Source organism: Enterobacter cloacae complex sp. P27C, from assembly GCF_014895705.1.
Taxonomy (GTDB): Bacteria; Pseudomonadota; Gammaproteobacteria; order Enterobacterales; family Enterobacteriaceae; genus Enterobacter; species Enterobacter bugandensis.
Map to the genome: position 1 here is coordinate 185,193 of NZ_JADBQB010000008.1, position 23,810 is coordinate 209,002.

The 23,810-nt window shown below is 56.8% G+C and carries 23 protein-coding genes; 11 read left to right on the plus strand and 12 right to left on the minus strand.

Annotation, left to right across the window (positions count from 1 at the left end; genetic code table 11):
- The first annotated feature begins 29 nt into the window (after window positions 1-29).
- Window positions 30-362 carry a YceK/YidQ family lipoprotein gene (locus IM291_RS17620; RefSeq protein ID WP_014881914.1) on the plus strand — a complete coding sequence of 111 codons (333 nt, stop codon included), beginning with the start codon at window positions 30-32 and terminating at the stop codon, window positions 360-362.
- On the opposite strand, the gene IM291_RS17625 is transcribed toward IM291_RS17620, so the two are convergent.
- The 8 genes from IM291_RS17625 to IM291_RS17660 all read right to left on the minus strand — a co-directional run bounded on the left by IM291_RS17625 (window position 359) and on the right by IM291_RS17660 (window position 8,545).
- A complete protein-coding gene (locus tag IM291_RS17625; protein WP_192987413.1) occupies window positions 359-1,588 on the minus strand; it encodes a DUF3748 domain-containing protein in 1,230 nt (409 codons plus the stop codon). The genes IM291_RS17620 and IM291_RS17625 overlap by 4 nt on opposite strands.
- A gap of 51 nt (window positions 1,589-1,639) precedes the next feature.
- On the minus strand, window positions 1,640-2,977 hold the full coding sequence (locus tag IM291_RS17630; RefSeq protein WP_080351061.1) for an MFS transporter: 1,338 nt from the start codon (window positions 2,975-2,977) through the stop codon (window positions 1,640-1,642).
- A 78-nt stretch (window positions 2,978-3,055) separates the two neighbouring features.
- The gene (gene dgoD / locus IM291_RS17635) at window positions 3,056-4,204 is read right to left on the minus strand and encodes a galactonate dehydratase (RefSeq protein WP_028014940.1); all 1,149 of its coding nucleotides are present in this window, start codon (window positions 4,202-4,204) and stop codon (window positions 3,056-3,058) included.
- The gene (locus tag IM291_RS17640) at window positions 4,201-4,818 is read right to left on the minus strand and encodes a 2-dehydro-3-deoxy-6-phosphogalactonate aldolase (protein WP_028014939.1); all 618 of its coding nucleotides are present in this window, start codon (window positions 4,816-4,818) and stop codon (window positions 4,201-4,203) included. Before IM291_RS17640 ends, dgoD begins: the two co-directional genes overlap by 4 nt.
- Entirely contained in the window at window positions 4,802-5,680 is an 879-nt protein-coding gene (locus tag IM291_RS17645; protein ID WP_192971856.1) for a 2-dehydro-3-deoxygalactonokinase, read from the minus strand. The genes IM291_RS17640 and IM291_RS17645 overlap by 17 nt, the downstream gene beginning before the upstream one ends.
- Window positions 5,677-6,366, minus strand: a complete 690-nt coding sequence (dgoR, locus tag IM291_RS17650; RefSeq protein ID WP_003861109.1) for a D-galactonate utilization transcriptional regulator DgoR — start codon at window positions 6,364-6,366, stop codon at window positions 5,677-5,679. Before dgoR ends, IM291_RS17645 begins: the two co-directional genes overlap by 4 nt.
- Window positions 6,367-6,594: 228 nt before the next feature.
- On the minus strand, window positions 6,595-7,404 hold the full coding sequence (yidA, locus tag IM291_RS17655) for a sugar-phosphatase (protein WP_049001544.1): 810 nt from the start codon (window positions 7,402-7,404) through the stop codon (window positions 6,595-6,597).
- Window positions 7,405-7,519: 115 nt separating this feature from the next.
- The gene (locus tag IM291_RS17660) at window positions 7,520-8,545 is read right to left on the minus strand and encodes an NAD(P)-dependent alcohol dehydrogenase (RefSeq protein ID WP_049001546.1); all 1,026 of its coding nucleotides are present in this window, start codon (window positions 8,543-8,545) and stop codon (window positions 7,520-7,522) included.
- A 109-nt stretch (window positions 8,546-8,654) separates the two neighbouring features.
- On the opposite strand from IM291_RS17660, the gene IM291_RS17665 reads away from it, so the two are divergent.
- On the plus strand, window positions 8,655-9,590 hold the full coding sequence (locus tag IM291_RS17665; RefSeq protein ID WP_045630889.1) for a LysR family transcriptional regulator: 936 nt from the start codon (window positions 8,655-8,657) through the stop codon (window positions 9,588-9,590).
- A 34-nt stretch (window positions 9,591-9,624) separates the two neighbouring features.
- Here IM291_RS17665 and gyrB read toward each other — a convergent pair whose 3' ends face one another.
- From gyrB to dnaA, 4 genes are read right to left on the minus strand one after another with little or no spacing between them, the layout of a single operon-like run.
- Entirely contained in the window at window positions 9,625-12,036 is a 2,412-nt protein-coding gene (gene gyrB / locus IM291_RS17670; protein WP_028014934.1) for a DNA topoisomerase (ATP-hydrolyzing) subunit B, read from the minus strand.
- A 28-nt stretch (window positions 12,037-12,064) separates the two neighbouring features.
- Window positions 12,065-13,138, minus strand: a complete 1,074-nt coding sequence (recF, locus tag IM291_RS17675; protein ID WP_045260850.1) for a DNA replication/repair protein RecF — start codon at window positions 13,136-13,138, stop codon at window positions 12,065-12,067.
- On the minus strand, window positions 13,138-14,238 hold the full coding sequence (gene dnaN, locus IM291_RS17680; protein ID WP_008500170.1) for a DNA polymerase III subunit beta: 1,101 nt from the start codon (window positions 14,236-14,238) through the stop codon (window positions 13,138-13,140). The genes recF and dnaN overlap by 1 nt, the downstream gene beginning before the upstream one ends.
- 4 nt (window positions 14,239-14,242) lie before the next feature.
- On the minus strand, window positions 14,243-15,637 hold the full coding sequence (dnaA, locus tag IM291_RS17685; protein ID WP_032644944.1) for a chromosomal replication initiator protein DnaA: 1,395 nt from the start codon (window positions 15,635-15,637) through the stop codon (window positions 14,243-14,245).
- Window positions 15,638-16,236: 599 nt separating this feature from the next.
- Between dnaA and rpmH the strand changes: the two genes are divergently transcribed.
- From rpmH to IM291_RS17730, 9 genes are all read left to right on the plus strand, one after another.
- A complete protein-coding gene (gene rpmH / locus IM291_RS17690) occupies window positions 16,237-16,377 on the plus strand; it encodes a 50S ribosomal protein L34 (RefSeq protein ID WP_000831330.1) in 141 nt (46 codons plus the stop codon).
- A gap of 16 nt (window positions 16,378-16,393) precedes the next feature.
- A complete protein-coding gene (gene rnpA / locus IM291_RS17695; RefSeq protein ID WP_014072458.1) occupies window positions 16,394-16,753 on the plus strand; it encodes a ribonuclease P protein component in 360 nt (119 codons plus the stop codon).
- Window positions 16,717-16,974, plus strand: coding sequence for a membrane protein insertion efficiency factor YidD (gene yidD / locus IM291_RS17700; protein ID WP_001307474.1), 258 nt, complete (start codon window positions 16,717-16,719; stop codon window positions 16,972-16,974). The genes rnpA and yidD overlap by 37 nt, the downstream gene beginning before the upstream one ends.
- A 2-nt stretch (window positions 16,975-16,976) precedes the next feature.
- Complete coding sequence (gene yidC / locus IM291_RS17705; protein WP_028014931.1) at window positions 16,977-18,620, plus strand: membrane protein insertase YidC; 1,644 nt, start codon at window positions 16,977-16,979, stop codon at window positions 18,618-18,620.
- Between the two features lie 72 nt (window positions 18,621-18,692).
- Window positions 18,693-20,057, plus strand: coding sequence for a tRNA uridine-5-carboxymethylaminomethyl(34) synthesis GTPase MnmE (gene mnmE / locus IM291_RS17710; protein WP_028014930.1), 1,365 nt, complete (start codon window positions 18,693-18,695; stop codon window positions 20,055-20,057).
- 111 nt (window positions 20,058-20,168) lie between these two features.
- Window positions 20,169-21,344: an MFS transporter gene (locus tag IM291_RS17715; RefSeq protein WP_192971859.1), complete on the plus strand. Its 1,176-nt coding sequence runs from the start codon at window positions 20,169-20,171 to the stop codon at window positions 21,342-21,344.
- Window positions 21,313-22,284, plus strand: coding sequence for an HTH-type transcriptional regulator YidZ (gene yidZ / locus IM291_RS17720; protein ID WP_028014928.1), 972 nt, complete (start codon window positions 21,313-21,315; stop codon window positions 22,282-22,284). Before IM291_RS17715 ends, yidZ begins: the two co-directional genes overlap by 32 nt.
- A gap of 122 nt (window positions 22,285-22,406) precedes the next feature.
- Window positions 22,407-23,153 carry a 4'-phosphopantetheinyl transferase superfamily protein gene (locus IM291_RS17725; RefSeq protein WP_192971860.1) on the plus strand — a complete coding sequence of 249 codons (747 nt, stop codon included), beginning with the start codon at window positions 22,407-22,409 and terminating at the stop codon, window positions 23,151-23,153.
- Between the two features lie 36 nt (window positions 23,154-23,189).
- Entirely contained in the window at window positions 23,190-23,756 is a 567-nt protein-coding gene (locus IM291_RS17730) for an NADPH-dependent FMN reductase (RefSeq protein WP_003861147.1), read from the plus strand.
- Window positions 23,757-23,810 lie beyond the last annotated feature (54 nt).

Genomic DNA, 23,810 nt, shown 5'->3' on the forward strand with positions numbered 1-23,810 from the left:
TATGCAGTGCCATTAACGATGACTGAGTGATGATGAAAAATGTTCTGATAAAGCTGACGACGTTCAGCGGGGTGGTTTTACTTTGCGGGTGTTCGAGCGTGATGTCTCACACCGGCGGTAAAGAAGGAACATATCCGGGGACGCGCGCCAGCGCGGCGATGATCTCCGATGACGATACGAACTGGGGCACCAAATCCCTGGTTATCCTGGATATGCCCTTTACAGCAGTGGCGGATACGCTTCTGCTGCCGTGGGATGTATTCCGTAAAGACGATTCCGTGCGCTCACGGGTAGAGAAAAGCGAGCAGGAAAATCTGGCGACAAACGCCGTTATCCCGCCCGCCGAGATGCCGCCGCGCTAGTCCTTCGCGGTTTCCGTTACCCAAAGCTGACGGAAACCGCCCGTCTCTTGCATCCACGCAATAAAGCGCCCGTCCGGGGAAAACACGACCGCATCAGCAGACGGCGGATTGCCGTGATCGGACGTCAAAAACGTCACTTCTCCAGTCTTCGCGTCACAGCAGGCGATTCGGTTTTCAAGCACAAATCCCAGCATGTTCCCGGAAGGGTGCCAGTTAAACGCAGACTGAATACCGCTCCCGGTGCGCGTCAACTGGCGCGGCTCGCCGCCCTCAGGAGAGATCAGCCACAGCTGCACAATGCCGTTATCATCACGCATCAGAAACGCGATTTGCGTCCCCTGGGGGTTACTGCGCACCCAGTGACGCGGCACGTTCACCAGACCCGGGTAAGCCCTCTGGTGGGTAAAGGTCAGACGACGCTGCTTCACCCCGGCAGGCGGCGCTGGCAGGGTGTCTGGGGTGCCCTGCAGCGGCGCATCGCCCGCTCGTTTCCAGCCCTGCTCGTCTTCTGGCAGGTTAACAATAAACAGTTCAGGCACTTTTTCGCCCTGCGCGGAGAGGGTGTCGCCGATAAATGCCAGCCTGTTGTTGCCCACCCAGCCCTCTTCGTAGGCGCGGTTAATTTCATCGCCGCCCGGCTGCGGGTTGGGTGTTGTACGGCTGACCAGCACGCTCCAGAACGTGCCTGAATATTCACGTGGATGATTCCCCTGCGGGTTCACCGGGCCAAACGGTGCCGCCACGCCGACGTTGCGTAAATCGAGCTTCGGATCGCGCTCATGTAAAACATGGTCGTTATAGGTAAAGCTGACGAACTGCCCGTTCGGGCTAAAGACGTGCACGTGGCTGCCGCCGCGCAGCGCGCCTGCGGTATAAGGCGCGGTGATATCCATCGCGTCCAGGTTGCTCACCTGACCGTGATGCACAATCACACCCTGACGATGATGAAAATCGTAGTGCCAGTCAGCATCCGGGTTTTTCGGACCGTGGATAAAGACGTATGTGTCCTGTGCCGGATGAACGGTCACCACGCCGACATGCGCGCCGTCAGTAGCGCGATAAACCACCTCCACCTCGCCCGTAACGACGTTGACCTGCTCAACGGTTTCGCCGGTAAATGACGCGCCTGACGGGCGCACGTCGTAGACCAGCCACTGGCTGTCCGGCGTCCAGGTATTGATGTTGGTCAGCTGGTGGTTGCGGGAAGCGAAGGTGATTTGTTTCATGAGGATACCCTGATGCACGGTGAGTGCATCAGGGTAAAACATCCGCAGGGATTAGCCTACTCGTTTCACATCGCCCACCAGCAGGATGTAGGAGAGTGCCCCGATCAGCGCCACGGCAGAGATGTAGACCAGCGCCGGGCCGAAGCCGTAGTCCTGCGCCAGGTAGCCGATGACCAGCGGTACGGTGATCCCGCCCAGTCCGCCGACAAAGTTGAACACACCGCCAGTCAGGCCAATCAGCCGCATCGGCGCAAGGGACGACACCAGCGACCAGGTGATAGAGGCGAAACCATTACCAAAGAACGCCACCGCCATCAGGGCCATAATCCACACCGGATCGTTGGTGTAGTTGGCACCCATGATGCAGGTTGAGATCAGCAAGCCGCAGATAATCGGCGTTTTACGCGCCACGCCCAGCGAGTACCCTTTTTTCACCAGCTTATCGGCCAGCCAGCCGGAGAGCAGCACGCCGAAAAATGCGGCGAGGAACGGCACGGTGGTCATAAAGCCCGCCTTTAGCGCCGCGATCCCCTTTTCCTGGGTCAGGTAGTTCGGGAACCAAGTGAGGAAGAACCACAGCGTAGAAGTAACCGCGAACTGACCCAGATAAACGCCCACCAGCTTACGGTGGAAGACCAGCTTCCAGTCCGCTTTGGTCAGCGGCTGGCGCGCCTCTTTTTTCACCGGCGCATCACCATCCACCAGACCGCCACCGTCGCGGATGTAGTCCAGCTCGGCCCTGGTGATACTTTTGGTCAGACGCGGCGGCTGGTAGACCTTGAACCAGATTAACGACCAGATAATGCCAATCCCGCCGGTGACGATGAACACCCAGTGCCAGCTCAGCAGCTCCTGGATCCAGATCAGCAGCGGCGTCAGGAACGCCAGGCCGACAAACTGGCCAGAGGTGTAAAAACCAACGGCGGACGCGCGCTCATGTTCCGGGAACCAGCTGGTCACCATACGGTTGTTGGTCGGAAACGCGGGCGCTTCGAAAACCCCGGTGATGGCACGCAGGCCAATCAGCGATATCAGCCCGGTGGCGAAGCCCTGGAATAGGGTCGCCACGGACCAGCCTAATATGGCGATAAAGTAGGTCAGACGTGAACCCACGCGGTCAAGAAACCAGCCGCCGGGGATCTGGCATAAGGTATACAACCAGGCAAACGCCGAGAAGACGTAGCCCATTTCCGCTTTGGTGATGCCAAACTCTTCCTGAATATGGGCCGATGCCACGGCAAGGTTGGCGCGGTCAACATAGCAAATGACCACGGTAATAAAGATCATCATCAGCGTCAGGTAGCGGCGACGCCCGATTTTTGTAGCGGTAACTGGAATATCCATCGCAATCTGTCTCCAGATTTTGGGCATAGCGAAGCCGCTCACCATGCCCTGTAATTTACAGAGGGTTATATTTTTGTATGTATGATTTTTGCCCGGAGGCTTACCGGGTCTACGGGATGGCGATTACCATTCCGCTACGCTGCCGTCCTCATGACGCCACAGCGGGTTTCGCCAGTCCGGCGCATTCTTACTCAGCTCAATGACTTTAGCTTCGTCAATTTCCACGCCAAGGCCCGGCTTCGTAAGCGGTTTAAAGAAACCGCCTTCCATGCAGAAGTCTTCTTTATTTTTCACAAAATCGAGCAGTTCCGCGCCCTTGTTATAGTGAATCCCCATGCTCTGTTCCTGGAACACCGCATTGCGGGAGACGAAGTCGACGTGCAGGCAGGCCGCCAGCGCGATTGGGCCGAGCGGGCAGTGCGGCGCCAGCGCCACATCGTAAGCTTCTGCCATCCCGGCAATTTTGTAGCATTCGGTGATGCCGCCCGCATGAGAAAGGTCCGGCTGCAGGATCGCTATGCCGCCCGCTTCAAGTACGCGTTTAAACTCGAAGCGCGAGAACATACGTTCACCCGCCGCGATAGGAATGTGGGTCTGTTCAGCCAGCTTCGGATAGTACTCCGCCTGCTCGGCCAGCACCGGCTCTTCGATAAACAGCGGGCGATACGGCTCCAGCTCTTTGATCAGCACTTTGGCCATCGGCGCGCTGACGCGGCCGTGGAAATCCAGGCCAAACTCAATCTCGTTGCCGAAGGCTTCACGAATTTGCGCCACGGTATTGACCGCCCGGTCTACCGCACGCGAATTGTCGATAACGCCCATCTCTTCGCAGCCGTTGAGCTTGAAGGTGTCAAAGCCGATATTGCGCAACTGCGTGATGCCGTCGATCACTTCCGCAGGGCGGTCGCCGCCCACCCAGCTGTAGGCTTTGATTTTGTCGCGCACCAAGCCGCCCATAAGCTGCCATACCGGCGCGTTAAGCACTTTACCTTTGATATCCCACAGCGCCTGGTCGATACCGGCGATGGCGCTCATCAGGATCGGACCACCGCGGTAGAAGCCCGCGCGGTACATCACCTGCCACAGGTCGTTAATGCGCGCCGGATCCTGACCAATCAGGTATTCGCCCAGCTCGTGTACTGCCGCTTCAACGGTGCGCGCGCGCCCTTCAATCACCGGTTCGCCCCAGCCTACAACCCCTTCATCGGTTTCGATTTTCAGGAACATCCAGCGCGGGGGTAAACGGTACGTGGTGAGTTTGGTTATTTTCATTTCACTGCCTCTCGATACGCTTTCACAAATGCTGCCGCCTGCTGTGCGGTACGTTCCACGGACTGTCCGGCACGATAAAGATCGCTACCCAACCCTGCGCCCACACAGCCAGCGCTCATCCACTGGCCCAGGTTTTCTGGCGTTACGCCGCCCACGGCAAAGACCGGCACGCTGGCGGGCAATACCGCTTTCAACGCCTTGATGTAGTCCGGTCCAAAAGCCGATGACGGGAAAATTTTGAGCGACTGCGCGCCCGCATCAAGGGCAGTAAAGGCTTCCGTGGCGGTGGCGCAGCCCGGGCAGACCGTCATGCCGTAACCCACCGCGCGGCGGATCACCTCAGGCTGAATATTCGGCGTGACGATAAGCCTGCAGCCCATCGTTGCCAGCCGATCGACCTGCTCAGGCTGTAACACGGTGCCTGCGCCAATCAGCGCCTTATCGCCGAAAACCTCCACCACGGCCGGAATGCTTTTTTCCCAGTCGGGCGAGTTGAGCGGGATTTCTACCGCGTCGAATCCGGCGTCGATAACCGCGCCGACGTGGTCTAACGCCTCATCGGGCGTGATGCCGCGCAAAATCGCGATAAGGGGAAGATCAGTTTGCCACTGCATGAGCGATGCTCCTTATTCCTGCCTGAAATGCCGTGTCGCCGGATACCGTCGAAACATCACGCCCAACGGCGCGAAATGCCTGTTCGTAGCGCGACGTTAGCGATGCGCCTGCGACAATCGTAATGGCCTGCTCGTGCGCGATGAACTCACGCATGCTGGCGACCTCTGCGCCAATCAGCAGGCCGGAGAGAAACTCGCTGACCTGCTCGCGCGGGAGAAGTCCCAGCACGTGCGAGGCGCGAACCTCAAAAAGCTGCGGCAACACATCAGGGGAGGCGATCCCACGTTCAAGCCCGGCGGCAAACGCCTCTGACGAGGATTCCTGCTCAGGTAAACCGGCCCCGACCAGCGAATGGTTGAGCAGCAAATGGTGCAGCTCGCCGGTCATTACGGTGCGAAATTCGTGGATTTGCTCAGCGTCAGCCTGGACCCACTTACAGTGCGTGCCGGGCATGACGTAGACAGAAGAAGGAGAGAGAGCGCGCGCGCCAAGCAGCTGCGTCTCTTCGCCGCGCATCACGTTGTGGTTATCGTCGCGAGAGACGCTCAAACCGGGAATAATCCAGATATTGTCGCCAACGGACGTTAACTGCTCGCCAATAGCAGAGAAATGGGCGGGAACCGGCAGATAAGGTGCAATTTTCCAGCCTACGTTACTGCCCACCATTCCCGCCATTACCACCGGCGTGGCGCTGTCGCGCCAGTTTTGTGTGACCTCTGCTAACACCGCCTCGGGGGATTTACCGTTCAGGCGCGTCACGCCTGCTTCTGATTGCCTGCTCTCCAGGCACTGCTCGCCCTGATAAAGCCAGGCGCGCAGATTGGTCGATCCCCAGTCAATTGCGATGTAGCGAGATGTCATGTGATTTCCTTCAGCCTTCGTGTCGAGCTGGCAATCATGGTAAGCGCCGCCTGCTCTGCCGCATCGCCGTCCTGATGCCGTATCGCATCGAACAGCGCTTTATGTTCCTGGAGAGTTTTTGGCATGTTGGCCTCATCACCCATCCAGGTACGTTCAAATACCGCTCGCTGTAGCGAGCTGATCGCCACGCTAAGCTGCTGTAAAACCGGGTTATGCACCGACTGCAGCACCGCTTCGTGGTAGCGAATGTCCGCCTCGTTGAACGCCTCCCGGTTCTGGTTATTGGCGATCATGTCGTTTAAAGCCGATTCAATCTGGGCCAAATCACCGGAGGTCGCGCGTTCCGCCGCCCAGCGCGCAATTGCCGGCTCCACCAGGTTTCGAACTTCACTCATCGCGCCGATAAGCCGCGGGTCGTAGTCGTTTTCCAGCACCCACTGCAGCACGTCGGTATCGAGGTAGTTCCACTGGTTGCGCGGAGCAACAAACGCGCCGCGATAGCGCTTCATTTCAATCAGCCGCTTCGCCATCAGCGAGCGGAACACTTCCCGGATGATGTTGCGCGAGGTTTCAAACTCCTCGCACAGTTCAGCCTCTGCGGGGAGCGGCGAACCGGGAACGTATTTACCGCCCACAATTTGGGTGCCCAACGTAATAACGATGCGATCGGTTTTATTGAGTGTCATGGAGAGTCCTTGTGCTCTGTATGTCCATCACTACTTTACCGCGACCGCTGAATTTCGCCTCACTTTTGCAGTACAAACGTGAGGCCATTCGTCTTTGCCGTGGTGACAATGTAGTACAATCAATTAATGTTGTACTACAATCAAGATCACAAAAAGAACAATTCGATAAATTCAGGGCAAAAAAAGCCCCGGTTGATAACCGGGGCTGATGATTGAAAATAAGCGTTACTACAGCACAAACTTTTCGATCGCGTAGGCAACGCCGTCTTCCAGGTTGGATTTGGTGACGAAATCAGCCACCTCTTTCACCGAAGGAATGGCGTTATCCATTGCCACGCCAACGCCCGCGAATTCAATCATCGCGATGTCGTTTTCCTGGTCGCCGAGCGCCATGATTTCTTCCTGCTTAATCCCTAACGCATCAGCAAGTGATTTCACGCCGGTGCCCTTATTGACGCGTTTATCGAGGATTTCGAGGAAGTACGGCGCACTTTTCAGCACGGTGTACTTCTCTTTTACCTCCGCCGGAATGCGCGCGATGGCTTTATCCAGGATCTCCGGCTCGTCGATCATCATCACCTTCAGGAACTGCGTCGCCGGATCCATTTTCTCGGCTTCACAGAATACCAGCGGAATGGTCGCAACGTAGGATTCATGCACCGTGTAGTAGCTGATATCGCGGTTGGCGGTGTAGAGCGTATTGCGATCGAGCGCGTGGAAGTGGGAGCCCACTTCACGGGACAGTTTTTCGAGGAACAGGTAGTCATCATAGCTCAGCGCAGTTTGCGCAACCGTGCTGCCGTCTGCGGCTTTCTGCACCAGCGCGCCGTTATAGGTGATGCAGTAATCGCCCGGCTGATTCATGTGCAGCTCTTTCAGGTAGCTGTGTACGCCCGCATATGGACGCCCCGTGGTCAGAACCACATTCACGCCCTTCGCTCGTGCGGCGGCGATCGCGTTTTTAACGGCAGGAGAGATAGTGTGGTCTGGCAGCAGCAGCGTGCCGTCCATATCGATTGCAATGAGTTTGATAGCCATGAGTTCCCCGGGATAAATGAGTGCTACCTCATGCTAACGCGATTAAGCACACAAAAATAGAGCTACATTGCGCAACAGAAACACCCCTTTTACGCTTATCCCGGGGAACGACGACTTACTCGCGGATGAGAACGATTTTACCGAATGCGCCGCGATCCAGATGTTCAAGGGCCTGTTCAAGCTCGTTAAAACGGTAGCGATGCTCAATCACCGGCTTCAGTCCCGTGACGTCAACAGCGCGGACGAAATCCTCCAGCGCCCGGCGGTGTCCCACGCCAATCCCCTGAATGACGGGGGATTTCAGCAGCAGCTCACCAGCAGGCAGTGAAATGTCAGTCCCGGCCAGCACGCCAATGACGGAGATACGCCCGTGAACGGCAACGGCACGCAGGGAATGCTTCAGGTTTTCCCCACCTACGGTTTCGATAATATGGTCGATGCCGCGATCCTGAGTCAGCGCCAATGCTTCTTCAGCCCAGTCACTTTTCAGGCGGTTGACGCCCTGACTGGCGCCCAGTTTTTTGGCGAGCGCCAGCTTTTCATCGCTCCCGGACGTGACAATAACCTCTGCGCCGTGCGCTTTTGCAATTTGCAGGGCGAAAATCGCCACGCCGCCCGTCCCCTGTACCAGCACCGATTGCCCGGCGCGGAGCTGACCCCGCTCCACCAGCGCGAACCAGGCGGTAAGCCCTGCGCAGGATAACGTGCTGGCCTCTGCGTCATTCAGAGTTTCCGGAGAGGCCACCAGCGCGTTTTCATTTACAACCACATATTCGGCCAGCATGCCCTGGAAATAGCCGCCGGACGTTTTGTAGGGCAAATCACGCGCGTCTGCCTGCGGCTTGCCGTCGATCCACTCCGGGAAGAAGGTTGAAATGACGCGAGCGCCGGGTTTGAAACGCGTGACACCTTCACCTACGCTGTCCACCACGCCCGCCATGTCAGACGCCGGAGTGAACGGGAAGGAAAGCGGAATCGGCATCGTGCCTTCGATGACCATTTTATCGCGATAGTTGAGCGCAACGGCATTTACCCGTACGCGAACCTCACCGGGGCCTGGCTGTGGAACCGATTCATGAATGAGTTTGAGATTCTCGCGCCCGAGGGCGTTCATTGACCAGCGCTGCATTGTCTCTGTCATTTTTTTCTCCTGCCATCAGATAAGCTTCAGTAATGACAGTCTACCGTTGACTCCTCGTCACCAGTGGCGATAAGTTTTCTCTTCATTGACGCCTGAATGGATACAAACCGTGACCGATACGCTGAAAGATATTCCTGTTTTTGTCGCTGCCGTGGAGGCAGGAAGCTTTGCGCAGGCCGCAGTTCGCCTGCACCTGTCGCGCTCTGCGGTGGGTAAAAGCATTGCTCGACTTGAGGAACGTCTGGGAGTGCGGCTGTTTCAGCGCACCACCCGCAGCCAGCGGCTCACCGATAACGGCGCCCTGTTCTACGAGCGCTGCCTGCGCGCGCTGGAGGAGATCAGGAGCGCGGAATCCCTGCTGGAAACGGGGAAACATCAGATCAACGGTCGGCTTCGTGTTGCCATGCCGGTGCTGTTTGGACGCCAGTGCGTCGCGCCGCTGCTGATTGAACTGGCGCAGGAACACCCTGGGCTTGAGCTTGAAATGTCGTTCAGCGACCGCGTGGTGGATCTGGTCGAGGAAGGCTTCGATATGGCGGTTCGTAACGGCACGCTGCAGGACAGCAGCGTGCTGGTGGCCAGAAAGCTCGGAGAACACCGCATGGTCCTGTGCGCCTCGCCCGACTATCTGCAAAAAAGAGGTCATCCAGACGCTGTGGATGATTTATCCCGGCACGCGGCCATTAACTATCTGCGCGCAGGCCGCGTGCTATCCTGGCAGCTTATGGACAGCGACGGAACGCCGCGCACGTTTACGCCGCGGTCATCACTCAATATGGATGATTTGCAGGCCATCTGCGACGCGGCGGTGACCGGGCACGGCATTGCCTGGCTCCCCTGCTGGATGGCCATCAAAGAAATTCATCAGGGAAAGCTTGTCCCGCTCTTTAAGCAGGCGCCGGATGTCCATTTTGACGTCCATGCCGTCTGGCAACAGACGCCGTACCTGCCCCTGAGGGTAAGAATGGCCATAGATGCGCTGGCGAGCCGTTTACCGGCGGCGATGTCGCTGGACATTCCTGCGCCCATAAAAAAGCCGCGCTAAAAGCGCGGCCAGTTTTCATGCGGGATAGCGACTGTTAAATATCGATATTCGCCGCTTTCAGCGCGTTCTCTTCAATGAACGCACGACGTGGTTCTACCGCATCGCCCATCAGGGTGGTGAACAGCTGATCCGCAGCAATCGCGTCTTTAACGGTGACGCGCAGCATGCGACGGCTTTCCGGATCCATGGTGGTTTCCCACAGCTGATCCGGGTTCATTTCGCCCAGACCTTTATAACGCTGGATAGACAGACCGCGACGGGATTCTTTCACCAGCCAGTCCAGCGCCTGCTCGAAGCTTGCTACCGGCTGACGACGCTCGCCACGTTCGATGAAGGCATCGTCTTCGATCAGGCCGCGCAGCTTCTCGCCGAGGGTGCAGATACGGCGGTATTCCGGGCCGGTCACGAATTCGTGCTCCAGCGGGTAGTCGGTGTCGACGCCGTGAGTACGCACGCGAACAATCGGCTCAAACTGCTGTGCCGCATTCTGTTGAACGTCGAACTTCCACTGGCTGCCGTGCTGCTCTTTCTCGTTCAGCTCGCTCACCAGGGTATTCACCCAGCGGGTCACGGCCTGCTCGTTGCTCAGATCGGCTTCGGTCAGGGTTGGCTGATAGACCAGCTCCTTCAGCAGCGCTTTTGGATAGCGGCGTTCCATACGGCCAATCATTTTCTGCGTGGCGTTGAACTCGGAGACCAGACGCTCCAGCGGCTCGCCTGCCAGTGCCGGCGCGCTGGAGTTCGCGTGCAGGGTCGCGCCATCAAGGGCGATCGCGATTTGGTATTGATCCATAGCGTCGTCATCTTTAATGTACTGTTCCTGCTTGCCTTTCTTCACCTTGTACAGCGGCGGCTGGGCAATGTAGACGTGGCCGCGCTCAACGATTTCAGGCATCTGACGATAGAAGAATGTCAACAGCAGCGTACGGATGTGCGAGCCGTCGACGTCCGCATCGGTCATGATGATGATGCTGTGATAGCGCAGCTTGTCCGGGTTGTACTCGTCGCGGCCAATGCCGCAGCCGAGCGCGGTGATGAGCGTCGCCACTTCCTGAGAAGAGAGCATCTTATCGAAGCGCGCTTTCTCAACGTTGAGGATTTTACCCTTCAGCGGCAGGATCGCCTGGTTCTTACGGTTACGGCCCTGCTTCGCAGAACCGCCCGCGGAGTCCCCTTCCACGAGGTACAGTTCGGACAGTGCCGGGTCGCGTTCCTGGCAGTCAGCCAGCTTGCCCGGCAGGCCTGCCAGGTCCAGCGCGCCTTTACGACGGGTCATTTCACGGGCTTTACGCGCCGCTTCACGGGCACGTGCCGCATCAATAATTTTGCCCACCACGATTTTCGCATCGTTCGGGTTTTCCAGCAGGTATTCGCTCAGCAGTTCGTTCATCTGCTGCTCAACCGCCGATTTCACCTCAGAAGAAACCAGCTTGTCTTTGGTCTGTGAGGAAAACTTCGGATCCGGCACCTTCACGGAGACCACGGCAATCAGGCCTTCACGGGCGTCGTCACCGGTGGCGCTGACTTTCGCTTTTTTGCTGTAGCCTTCTTTGTCCATGTAGGCGTTCAGGGTACGGGTCATCGCCGCACGGAAGCCCGCAAGGTGAGTACCGCCGTCGCGCTGTGGAATGTTGTTGGTAAAGCAGTAGATGTTTTCCTGGAAACCGTCGTTCCACTGCAGCGCCACTTCCACGCCGATACCGTCTTTTTCGGTGGAGAAATAGAAGATATTCGGGTGAATTGGCGTTTTGTTCTTGTTCAGATACTCAACAAACGCCTTGATACCGCCTTCGTAGTGGAAGTGGTCTTCTTTGTTGTCGCGTTTGTCGCGCAGGCGAATAGAGACGCCGGAGTTCAGGAACGACAGTTCACGCAGGCGCTTCGCCAGGATGTCGTACTCGAATTCAGTGACGTTGGTGAAGGTTTCAAGGCTCGGCCAGAAACGCACCATGGTACCGGTTTTATCGGTATCACCGGTAACGGCCAGCGGGGCTTCAGGCACGCCGTGCTGATAGATCTGACGGTGAATTTTGCCTTCGCGCTGAATAACCAGCTCCAGCTTTTGCGACAGGGCGTTTACTACGGAAACGCCTACGCCGTGCAGGCCGCCGGAAACTTTATAGGAGTTATCGTCGAACTTACCGCCTGCGTGCAGTACGGTCATGATCACTTCCGCAGCAGAGACGCCCTCTTCCGGGTGAATACCGGTCGGGATGCCACGGCCGTCATCGGTAACGGAGACGGAGTTGTCCGCATGGATGGTGACCACGATGTCTTTACAGTGACCCGCGAGCGCTTCGTCGATAGCGTTATCTACCACCTCGAATACCATGTGGTGCAGACCGGTGCCGTCATCCGTGTCGCCGATATACATACCCGGGCGCTTACGCACCGCATCCAGCCCTTTCAGGACTTTGATACTGGAGGAGTCATAAGAATTCGACATCAACGTTTCTCGCTCATTTCAACTTGGGTTAATCCGTTATTTTACCCTTTTCCACGGTAAACATCTTCGAATTTTCGTCCGACATGTCCATAACGTGTTCAGCGCTAATGGCGCTGACGAAAACCTGCGACTGCGTGGCTTTTAAGCGGCTGGCAAGCAGCCCGCGCCGCGCGTCGTCAAGTTCCGAGGCAAAATCATCTATCAGGTACAGGCAGCGTCGTCCGCTCTCACGGGTGAGGAACTCCCCCTGCGCCAGGCGTAGCGCGCACATCAGGAGCTTGAGCTGCCCGCGCGACAGCGTGTCTTCCACCGGCGCACCGTCGGCACGAATGCGGAAATCCGCCTTGTGCGGGCCGTGCGCGGTGTAGGTCAACATCCGATCGCGCTCGAAGCTTCTCTCTAACACCTCGGCATAATCCGTCTCTTTCTCCCAGCCACGCTGGAAGGAGAAGGTGAGAGAGAACTCGGGTAAAAACTGTTTGCAGGTGTCGGCCATATCTTCGGCGATACCCGCGCTGTATTCGGCACGCCAGCGGCTTATCTGTTCCGCAAGAGGGATGAGTTCCATGTCCCACGGACGCAGCTGGGCGTAGCGCGTGACCTGGCGTAACGCGGCGTTACGCTGTTTAAGCAAACGCTTCAGGTTGCTCCAGGCGTTAAAGAAACCGGCTTCATTGTGAAAGCATCCCCAGTCGAGGAACGCTCTTCTGTATTTGGGGCCGCCGTTGAGTAAAGTAAACCCCTCGGGCGTAATCAGCTGCATTGGCATCAGCAGCGCCAGCTCCGCCACCTTATGGCCGTCGGTGCCGTCGATGCGCACCTTGCTATCGCCCTGCTTGTCTTTGGTCAGGCCGATGGCGGTTTCCCGCTCTGCGCCCTGCAAACGCCCGTGCAGAACAAAGGATTCCTGCTCGTGGCGAATGACGCGACCAATCTGCAAACTGCGAAACGCCCGGCCATGGCCGAGCGTATAGATGGCTTCCAGCACGCTGGTTTTGCCGCTGCCGTTCGCGCCAACCAGGAAGTTAAAGCCGGGGGATAAAGCGAGATCCGCGCTTTCAATATTGCGAAAGTCGCGGATCAACAGACGGGTGAGCGACATTACAGTCTCATTGGCATGACAACATAAGCCGCGCTTTGGCTGGCCGCATCTTCAATCTGTACGCTCGAAACGGAGTCGGTCAGCAGAATGCGCACATTCTCGCATTTCAGTGCATTGAGCACATCCAGCACGTAGCTGACGTTGAAGCCGATTTCCATCTCAGCCCCGGCGTAGGTAACGTCCAGAATCTCTTCTGCCTCTTCCTGCTCCGGGTTGTTGGCGGTGATTTTGATCTGGTTTTCACTCACGTACAGACGTACGCCGCGGAATTTCTCGTTCGAGAGAATCGCCGCGCGGGCAAACGCCTGCTTGAGGCTATCGCAGCCCGCTTCCAACGTTTTGTCCGGGTTCTTCGGCAATACGCGGCGATAATCCGGGAAACGGCCATCAACCAGCTTCGAAGTGAAGACAAAATCGCCCACGTGGGCACGGATGTTATTGCTGCCAATCTGCACCCGCAGCGGCGTGTCACCGCCGTCGAGCATACGCATCAGTTCAATCACGCCTTTACGCGGCACGATCACCGAATGGTTCGGCAGCGAGTCGCCAATCGGCATGGAACAGACCGCCAGACGGTGGCCGTCGGTGGCGACGGTACGCAGCTCTTCACCTTCGGTTTCGAACAGCATGCCGTTTAAGTAGTAACGAACGTCCTGATGCGCCATGGAGAACTGCGTGGCTTCAATCAGACGCTTCATCGTCGCCTGCGGAAGAGTGAATTCAACTTCACTCTGCCAGTCGTCCAGGTTCGGGAAGTCCGCAGCGGGCAGCGTGGAGAGCGAGAAACGGCTGCGGCCAGAGCGCACCAGCATGCGGTCGCCCTCCAGCTGCACGGCGATTTCAGCGCCTTCCGGCAACCCGCGGCAAATATCAAAGAATTTACGTGCCGGAACCGTGGTCGCGCCCGCGTCGTGCGGCTGCGTCAACGTAACGCGCGCGATCATTTCCATTTCCAGATCTGTACCGGTCAGCGACAGCGTACCGTCCGCGACCTGAAGCAGCAGGTTTCCGAGAATAGGCAGCGTTGGGCGGCCGCCTAATGGGCCACTCACCTGTTGCAGCGGTTTTAATAAATGTTCACGTTCAACGGTAAATTTCATAGCGTCACGATGATAATGTTCTGATTAGATTGGAAAAATCTTCTTTTATGTCGTGGCTTTCTTCGCGTAACTGCTCAATCTTGCGACAGGCGTGCAGCACGGTCGTATGGTCACGGCCACCAAACGCATCGCCGATTTCCGGCAGACTGTGGTTGGTTAACTCCTTTGCCAGCGCCATCGCCATCTGACGCGGACGCGCCACCGAGCGGGAACGACGTTTAGACAGTAAATCTGCCACTTTGATCTTGTAGTACTCAGCCACCGTCTTTTGAATATTGTCGATGGTGACCAGTTTTTCCTGCAATGCCAACAAATCGCGCAGCGCTTCACGCACAAAATCGATGGTGATCGCACGACCTGTGAAGTTGGCATTGGCGATAACGCGGTTCAGCGCCCCTTCCAGCTCACGCACGTTGGAGCGCAGGCGCTTGGCGATAAAGAACGCCACTTCACCCGGCAGGCGGATGTCGTTCTCATCGGCTTTCTTCATCAGGATCGCGACGCGGGTTTCCAGCTCCGGTGGCTCGATCGCCACGGTCAGGCCCCAGCCGAAGCGGGATTTCAGACGATCTTCAACGCCGTTGATCTCTTTAGGATAACGATCCGAGGTCAAAATGATCTGCTGATTACCTTCCAGCAGGGCGTTGAAGGTGTGGAAAAACTCTTCCTGCGATCGTTCTTTATTGGCAAAGAACTGGATGTCATCGATCAGCAGCGCGTCAACGGAACGGTAGTAGCGTTTAAACTCTTCGATCGCATTGTTTTGCAGGGCTTTTACCATGTCCTGAACGAAGCGCTCGGAGTGCATATACACCACTTTCGCATTCGGCTTACGCGCCATAATGCCGTTACCCACCGCGTGCAGAAGGTGCGTTTTACCGAGACCCGTGCCGCCATACAGGAACAGCGGGTTGTAAGCACCGCCGGGGTTATCGGCAACCTGACGGGCTGCCGCGCGCGCCAGCTGGTTCGACTTACCTTCAACGAAGTTATCGAACGTGTGTTTCACGTTAACGTTAGAGCGGTAGGTTGGCTCTGCGGGGGCAGGGACGTTATCCCAGCCCTGACGAGCAGGTGCAACGCGAGGCGCCGGAGCCGGAACAGCCTGAGCGGGCGCAGCCACATTCACGGTTTCACGTACGGTTTGGGTGACCGGCTTTGTGCCCACTTCAAAACGCAGCTGTGGGACATCTGACCCGCAAAAATCGTTCAGCAGGCCATTGATGTTATTAAGGTACTTGTCTCTTACCCAATCGAGCACAAAACGGTTTGGCGCATACAAAGCCAGCGTGTTATCGCTCAGCTCCGCCTGCAACGGGCGGATCCACATACTGAATTCTGTGGCTGGTAACTCATCCTGCAATCGGGCAAGACACTGCTGCCAAAGCGAAAGTGACACGGCGGACTCCACTCGAACAATAAAAGAAAACTATTGAATATTCATGATTGTTGGCGCACATCGACATGACCCTGTGTAAAGGGGGACGTGCGAATTGCTATCTGCAATTTATCCTGACCAGGATCCTGGGATCCCGATCGGGACCGCGGATCATAGCGTAAACTGAGCCAGAGATCTTCTGTTTCTCACAGATTCTTCCCGATTTATCCACAGGAAGATCCGAAACCGGGTAAGTGTAAACGATCCTGGCGCGAGTGCCCCGCGATTTAGCCCGCATATTGGAAAATTTAATGAGCAGCGACAATTTATTGCTTAAATGATCTAACGAAGATCCGGGACGATCCTTGCGCTTTGTTGGCGAGGCCGTATAATCCTCGACCCGGCGCGTGATGCTCATCTTCCTGCGTCGTCCGTTGCTCATTTTCCACGCGAAATCGTGCGGAAATACGCGGGAAATAAGGAAAGAGAATTGACTCCGGAGTGTACAATTATTACAATCCGGCCTCTTTAATCACCCACGGCTTCGGCGTCCGTCATTCGAAACTCGGTCGGGCATCCGCAAAAGTCATGAATTTTTTCAAGTTTAGGTAGAAATCGCCATGAAACGCACTTTTCAACCGTCTGTACTGAAGCGCAACCGTTCTCACGGCTTCCGTGCTCGTATGGCTACTAAAAATGGTCGTCAGGTTCTGGCACGTCGTCGTGCTAAAGGCCGCGCTCGTCTGACCGTTTCCAAGTAATAAAGCTAACCCCTGAGTGGTTAAGCTAGCATTTCCCAGGGAGTTACGTTTGTTAACTCCCACTCATTTCACTTTCGTCTTCCAGCAGCCACAACGGGCTGGCACGCCGCAAATCACCATCCTCGGCCGCCAAAATTCGCTGGGGCATCCCCGCATCGGTCTCACAGTCGCTAAGAAAAACGTTAAGCGTGCGCATGAACGCAACCGGATTAAACGTCTGACGCGTGAAAGCTTCCGTTTACGTCAGCACGAACTGCCTTCTATGGATTTCGTGGTGGTGGCTAAAAAGGGGGTTGCCGACCTCGATAACCGTGCTCTCTCGGAAGCGTTGGAAAAATTATGGCGCCGCCACTGTCGCCTGGCTCACGGGTCCTGATAGCCCTCATTCGGGTCTATCAACGCCTGATTAGTCCGCTACTCGGGCCGCACTGCCGTTTCACACCAACATGCTCAAGCTACGGAATTGAGGCATTGCGCAGGTTTGGAGTGATAAAAGGCAGTTGGTTGACGGTGAAACGCGTATTAAAATGCCACCCTTTACACCCCGGTGGAGACGACCCCGTCCCCCCAGGACCTTTTGATACCAGAGAACACTAACGATGGATTCGCAACGCAATCTTCTTATCATCGCTTTGTTGTTCGTGTCTTTCATGATCTGGCAGGCATGGGAGCAGGATAAAAATCCTCAACCCCAGCAGCAGACCACGCAGACCACGACCACCGCAGCGGGTAGCGCCGCCGACCAGGGCGTACCGGCCAGTGGCCAGGGGAAACAGATTACGGTTAAGACCGATGTGCTTGAGCTGACTATCAACACCCGTGGTGGTGATGTTGAGCAGGCGCTGCTGTTGACCTACCCGAAAGAGCTGAAGTCTAACGAACCGTTCCAGTTACTGGAAACCACACCGGAGTTTCTGTATCAGGCGCAGAGCGGCCTGACCGGTCGTGATGGCCCGGACAACCCGGCTAACGGTGCGCGTCCACTGTATAACGTCGAGAACGACACCTTTGTACTGGCCGATGGCCAGAACGAACTCGTTATCCCGATGACCTACACCGACGCGGCAGGCAACACCTTCACCAAAACCTTCACCCTGAAACGCGGTGAGTATGCGGTGAACGTGGGCTACAGCGTACAGAACGCCGGTGCGAAACCGCTGGAACTGTCTACCTTCGGTCAGCTGAAGCAGTCCATCAATCTGCCGTCACACCGTGACACCGGAAGCAGCAACTTTGCGCTGCATACCTTCCGTGGCGCGGCGTACTCCACGCCTGATGCGAAGTACGAGAAATACAAATTCGACACCATTGCCGATAACGAAAACCTGAACGTCAGCTCCAAAGGCGGTTGGGTCGCAATGCTGCAGCAGTATTTCGCGACCGCGTGGATCCCGAATAACGACGGTACGAATAACTTCTACACCGCGAACCTGGGCAACGGTATTGCAGCCATCGGCTACAAATCACAGCCTGTTCTGGTTCAGCCGGGTCAAACCGGTAAGCTGGCAAGCACCCTGTGGGTCGGCCCGGAAATTCAGGACAAAATGGCTGCCGTCGCGCCGCACCTGGATCTGACCGTTGATTACGGCTGGTTGTGGTTCATCTCTCAGCCGCTGTTTAAGCTGCTGAAGTTCATCCACAGCTTCCTGGGTAACTGGGGCTTCTCCATCATCGTTATCACCTTTATCGTTCGTGGCATCATGTACCCGCTGACCAAAGCGCAGTACACCTCCATGGCGAAGATGCGCATGCTGCAGCCGAAGATTCAGGCGATGCGTGAGCGTCTGGGCGATGATAAACAGCGTCAGAGCCAGGAAATGATGGCCCTGTATAAGGCAGAGAAAGTGAACCCACTGGGTGGTTGCTTCCCGCTGCTGATTCAGATGCCAATCTTCCTTGCGCTGTACTACATGCTGATGGGTTCCGTTGAGCTGCGCCACGCACCGTTCGCTCTGTGGATCCATGACCTGTCCGCACAGGACCCGTACTACATCCTGCCGATCCTGATGGGCGTGACGATGTTCTTCATCCAGAAGATGTCTCCGACCACCGTGACCGACCCGATGCAGCAGAAGATCATGACCTTTATGCCGGTCATCTTCACCGTGTTCTTCCTGTGGTTCCCGTCAGGTCTGGTGCTGTACTATATCGTCAGCAACCTGGTGACCATCATCCAGCAGCAGCTGATTTACCGTGGTCTGGAAAAACGTGGCCTGCATAGCCGCGAAAAGAAAAAGTCCTGATTCGGTAAGATAACGCTAAAATAAGGGCGGTCGATTGACCGCCTTTTTTATTTGTATTGAACGAGAGCAACCATGAGCCATAACGACACTATCGTCGCCCAGGCAACCCCACCGGGACGCGGTGGTGTAGGCATTCTGCGCATCTCCGGCCTGAAGGCGCGCGAGGTGGCTGAAGCGGTGCTGGGTAAATTGCCAAAGCCGCGCTACGCTGATTACCTGCCGTTTAAAGATGCCGACGGCACGCCGCTGGACCAGGGCATTGCGCTGTGGTTCCCCGGCCCGAACTCCTTTACCGGCGAAGACGTGCTGGAACTTCAGGGCCACGGCGGTCCGGTGATCCTCGACCTGCTGTTAAAACGTATTCTGACCCTGCCTGGCCTGCGCATTGCGAAGCCGGGCGAATTTTCCGAGCGTGCGTTCCTGAACGACAAGCTCGACCTGGCGCAGGCGGAGGCGATTGCTGACCTGATCGATGCCAGTTCTGAACAGGCGGCCCGCTCCGCGCTGAACTCGTTGCAGGGCGCGTTTTCCGCACGTGTGAATCACCTTGTGGAAGCACTTACTCACCTGCGAATCTATGTCGAAGCGGCTATCGACTTCCCGGACGAGGAGATCGACTTCCTCTCTGACGGTAAAATCGAAGCCCAGCTGAACCAGGTGATGAGCGATCTGGATGCCGTCCGCGCCGAAGCGCGTCAGGGCAGCCTGCTGCGTGAAGGGATGAAGGTCGTCATTGCTGGTCGCCCTAACGCCGGGAAATCGAGCCTGCTGAACGCCCTGGCGGGCCGTGAAGCGGCGATCGTCACCGACATAGCCGGGACCACCCGCGACGTGCTGCGCGAGCATATCCACATCGACGGGATGCCGCTGCACATTATCGATACCGCGGGTCTGCGCGATGCCAGCGACGAGGTTGAGCGCATCGGTATCGAGCGCGCCTGGCAGGAAATCGAGCAGGCCGACCGCGTGCTGTTTATGGTAGATGGCACCACGACCGACGCCGTTGACCCGGCGGAGATCTGGCCGGACTTTATCGCCCGTCTGCCGGCCAAACTGCCGATCACCGTAGTGCGCAACAAGGCAGACGTGACCGGCGAAACGCTGGGCATCAGCGATGTGAATGGTCACTCACTTATTCGCCTTTCGGCACGTACAGGGGAAGGCGTGGAAGCCCTGCGTAACCATCTCAAGCAGAGCATGGGCTTTGATACCAGCATGGAAGGCGGCTTCCTGGCGCGTCGCCGTCACCTGCAGGCGCTGGAAGAGGCGGCACGCCATCTTGACCAGGGCAAAGCGCAGCTGATTGGTGCGTGGGCGGGTGAACTGCTGGCGGAAGAGCTGCGTCTGGCGCAGCAGAATCTAAGCGAGATCACCGGGGAGTTTACGTCGGACGATCTGCTGGGACGGATCTTTTCGAGCTTCTGTATCGGTAAATAGTTTCCGCTAATTGATGGTGATTTCCTCTCAGGAAATCACCATTGTCCAAATGGCAACTCGCTTTAACCCTTTTCACCCCCTATTCTGCTTGCCTGCATTTATGGGGGGTTTATGGCGCGTTTTCTGTTTTGTAGTTTCGCATTAGTTCTGCTTTATCCGTCGGGTATTGATATGTATCTGGTGGGATTACCGCACATCGCCCGCGATCTGGGTGCCAGCGAAGCGCAGCTGCATATCGCGTTTTCGGCCTACCTCGCAGGAATGGCGTCGTCGATGGTCTTTGCCGGGAAGATCGCGGATAAGGCTGGCCGTCAGCCCGTCGCAATAACCGGAGCCATCATCTTTGCCCTGGCCTCTCTTCTCTGCTCACAGGCACAGAACAGCACCTTGTTCCTGGCAGGACGGTTCATCCAGGGCATTGGTGCCGGCGGCTGTTACGTGGTGGCGTTTGCTATTTTGCGCGACACCTTAAGCGCCCAGCGCCGTGCTAAGGTGCTCTCCATGCTGAACGGGATAACCTGCATCATTCCGGTGCTGGCACCGGTTGTAGGCTATCTGATCATGCTGAAATTCCCGTGGCAGAGCCTGTTCTGGACCATGGCTGCAATGGGCGCCCTGGTCTTTGTGCTGTCGATCGCCGTACTGAAAGAGACCCACCCGGGCTCGCAGAATCCCAGCCATACCGCGACCATTCATCCGGCAGAGAAACTTCTCAATCGCTTTTTCCTCAGCCGTCTGGCCGTAACCACGTTAAGCGTGGCGGTGATCCTGACGTATGTAAACGTTTCCCCGGTTTTGCTGATGGAGACCATGGGTTTCGATCGCGGTGAGTATTCCACGGTAATGGCATTAACCGCTATGGTCAGTATGGCCGTCTCATTTTCTACCCCCTTCGCGCTGAATCTCTTCCGCCAGCGCACGCTGATGCTGACCTCTCAAGTACTGTTTCTCGCCACAGGTGTGGTTCTGGCAACCACCAGCTCTCATGCGCTGATGCTGGTGGGCATTACGCTCATCTGTGCCGGGTTCTCGGTTGGCTTTGGCGTGGCGATGAGTCAGGCGCTCGGCCCGTTCTCGCTGCGGGCAGGCGTGGCAAGCTCGGTGCTGGGGATCGCGCAGGTCTGCGGCTCGTCTCTGTGGATATGGCTGGCGGCGGTCATCGGACTTAACGCGCTCAATATGCTGATCGGGATTCTGATTGGCTGTAGCATAGTCTGCATCACCTTACTTATGGTCATCCAGCCCGCGGCACAGTATGAAGAAGCCCATCAGCAGTCTCGATCTTAACCTGTTGCTTTGCCTGCAGCTTTTGCTGCAGGAGCGCAGCGTCACCAAAGCCGCGAAGCGGATGAACGTGACGCCGTCGGCAGTGAGTAAATCGCTGGCCAGGCTGCGCGACTGGTTTGACGACCCGCTGTTTGTCAAAACGCCGTTAGGGCTGCTGCCTACGCCGCTGACGGTCAGCCTGGAGCAGGATTTGGCCGACTGGATGCAGATCGGCAACCAGATCCTCGATAAATCTCACCATGATTCGCCTGGCGGGCTGACGTTTGTGCTGGCCGCCGAAACGCCGCTGATGCTCATCCGCTTTAACGCCCTGCTTGAGCAGGTGAACCAGCGTTATCCGCAGGCGACGGTGAAGATGCGTCACTGGGATTACGACTCGCTGGACGCCATTACGCGCGGGGAAGTGGACGTTGGCTTCACCGGTCGCGAAACCCACCCGCGCTCGCGTGAACTACTGAAGCTGATGCCGTGGTTTATCGACTACGAAATCCTGTTTAGCGACCGTCCATACGTCTATTTGCGTGAGGACCACCCCGCTCTGCAGGAGGAGTGGAATCTGGAGACCTTCCTGCGCTATCCCCATATCAGTATCTTCTGGGAACGGAGCGACACCTGGGCGCTGGATGAGGTGCTAAAAGAGATGGGGCGGGAGAGAAACATTGCCATGTGTTTGCCGGGCTTTGAGCAGTCGATGTTTATGGCGGCGCAGCCCGGCCATAACTATATCGCCACGGCTCCCCACTACTGCCGCCACTACAATGAACTCCACCAGCGGAAGCTGATCGCGCTTCCTATTCCCATTGACGAAGCGCAGGCTGAAAAGCTGACCGTTCCCTTCACGCTGATCTGGCATAAACGGAACAGCCATAATCCGAAAATCCTCTGGCTGCGGGAGACCATCAAGGCGTTGTACGGTGGCAGCGATCCAATTTTTGCCTAAGAAAATGTAAAGTTCGGCCTTCAGGCTTCTCTTACTCCGATTTACTGATTAAAACAGGAGTCAAGTTAAGCGATAATCATGTAACCGTTTAACCGATTACGACCATTATCAAGGAGCGAAAAATGGCAACGCACTTTGCAAGAGGGATACTTACAGAAGGACGTCTCGTATCGGCCAGACTCTCTTCAGCCTGTCACAGTGAGGCGCTCAAACTCCCCGAACACCGCAGGACGCGGTTTTTAGCCTCGAGAGCACTTCTCGCAGAACTGCTGTTTATGCTGTACGGCACCAGCGAACTCCCGGAGATCGTCACGCAACCAGAAGGCCGCCCGGTCTTTGCTGACCCGGAACTCCCCCGTTTTTCCATTGCCTATACGGGCAATATCATTGGCGTGGCGCTGACCACCGAAGGGGATTGCGGGCTGGATATGGAGCTTCAGCGTGCGACGCGGAGCTTCCACGGCGCAAGCCCGCACGATGACTACCCGCTCTCCAGTAATGAGAAGCTGTGGGTACGCAACCAGAACGACTCCGTCGAGGCCAGAGCCCAGCTCATCACCCTGCGCCAGAGTATTCGCAAACTCTGCGGATGCGCTTCAGACGACGCCAGCCTGTTGCAATTGTTGCCCGGCTCCGGACGCCTGCGTGCCGCTAAAGCTACGCTTGTAGAGGCGCTCAGCGATGCAGAAGATGTGTTGATATGGTCTGTTGCAGTTAGCCCAGCCATCGAACGGCTAAAGATTTGGGAATTTGACAGTAAAGAGGGATGGAATAGCCTTCCGGATGTGCCCGAGCGCGCCAACGAGCCCGCCGCACGCCTGATGCGTTTAACCAGTTTACCGGCAGAAAAAGCATTTACCCATAGCTGATCCAATCAGGGTCATCATGATGAAACAGGAGTAATCATGTCTGATACGTTGAAAGTAGTTACGTTACTGGGAAGCCTGCGCAAAGGTTCATTTAACGGAATGGTTGCCCGCACGCTGCCGCAGTTGGCCCCGGCAGGTATGGAAATTAGCGCCCTGCCATCTATTGGCGATATCCCGCTGTATGATGCAGATGTCCAGCAGGAAGAGGGGTTCCCGCAGAGCGTGGAGGCGATAGCCGAGCAGATCCGCCAGGCCGACGGTGTGGTCATTGTCACGCCGGAGTATAACTACTCGGTTCCGGGTGGCCTGAAGAACGCGATTGACTGGTTATCCCGTTTACCGGAGCAGCCGCTGTCTGGCAAACCGGTGCTGATCCAGACCAGCTCAATGGGCGCGATTGGTGGCGCACGCTGCCAGTATCACCTGCGTCAGATCCTGGTGTTCCTGGATGCGATGGTGATGAACAAGCCGGAATTTATGGGCGGTGTGATTCAAAACAAGGTTGACCCGCAGACGGGTGAAGTGGTGGATCAGAGCACGCGTGACCATCTCTCTGGCCAGCTGACCGCGTTTGGGGATTATATTAAGCGGGTGAAGGCGTAAGCCGGAGCGGCCTGATGCCCTCACCCTGGCCCTCTCCCACGTGGAGAGGGAACA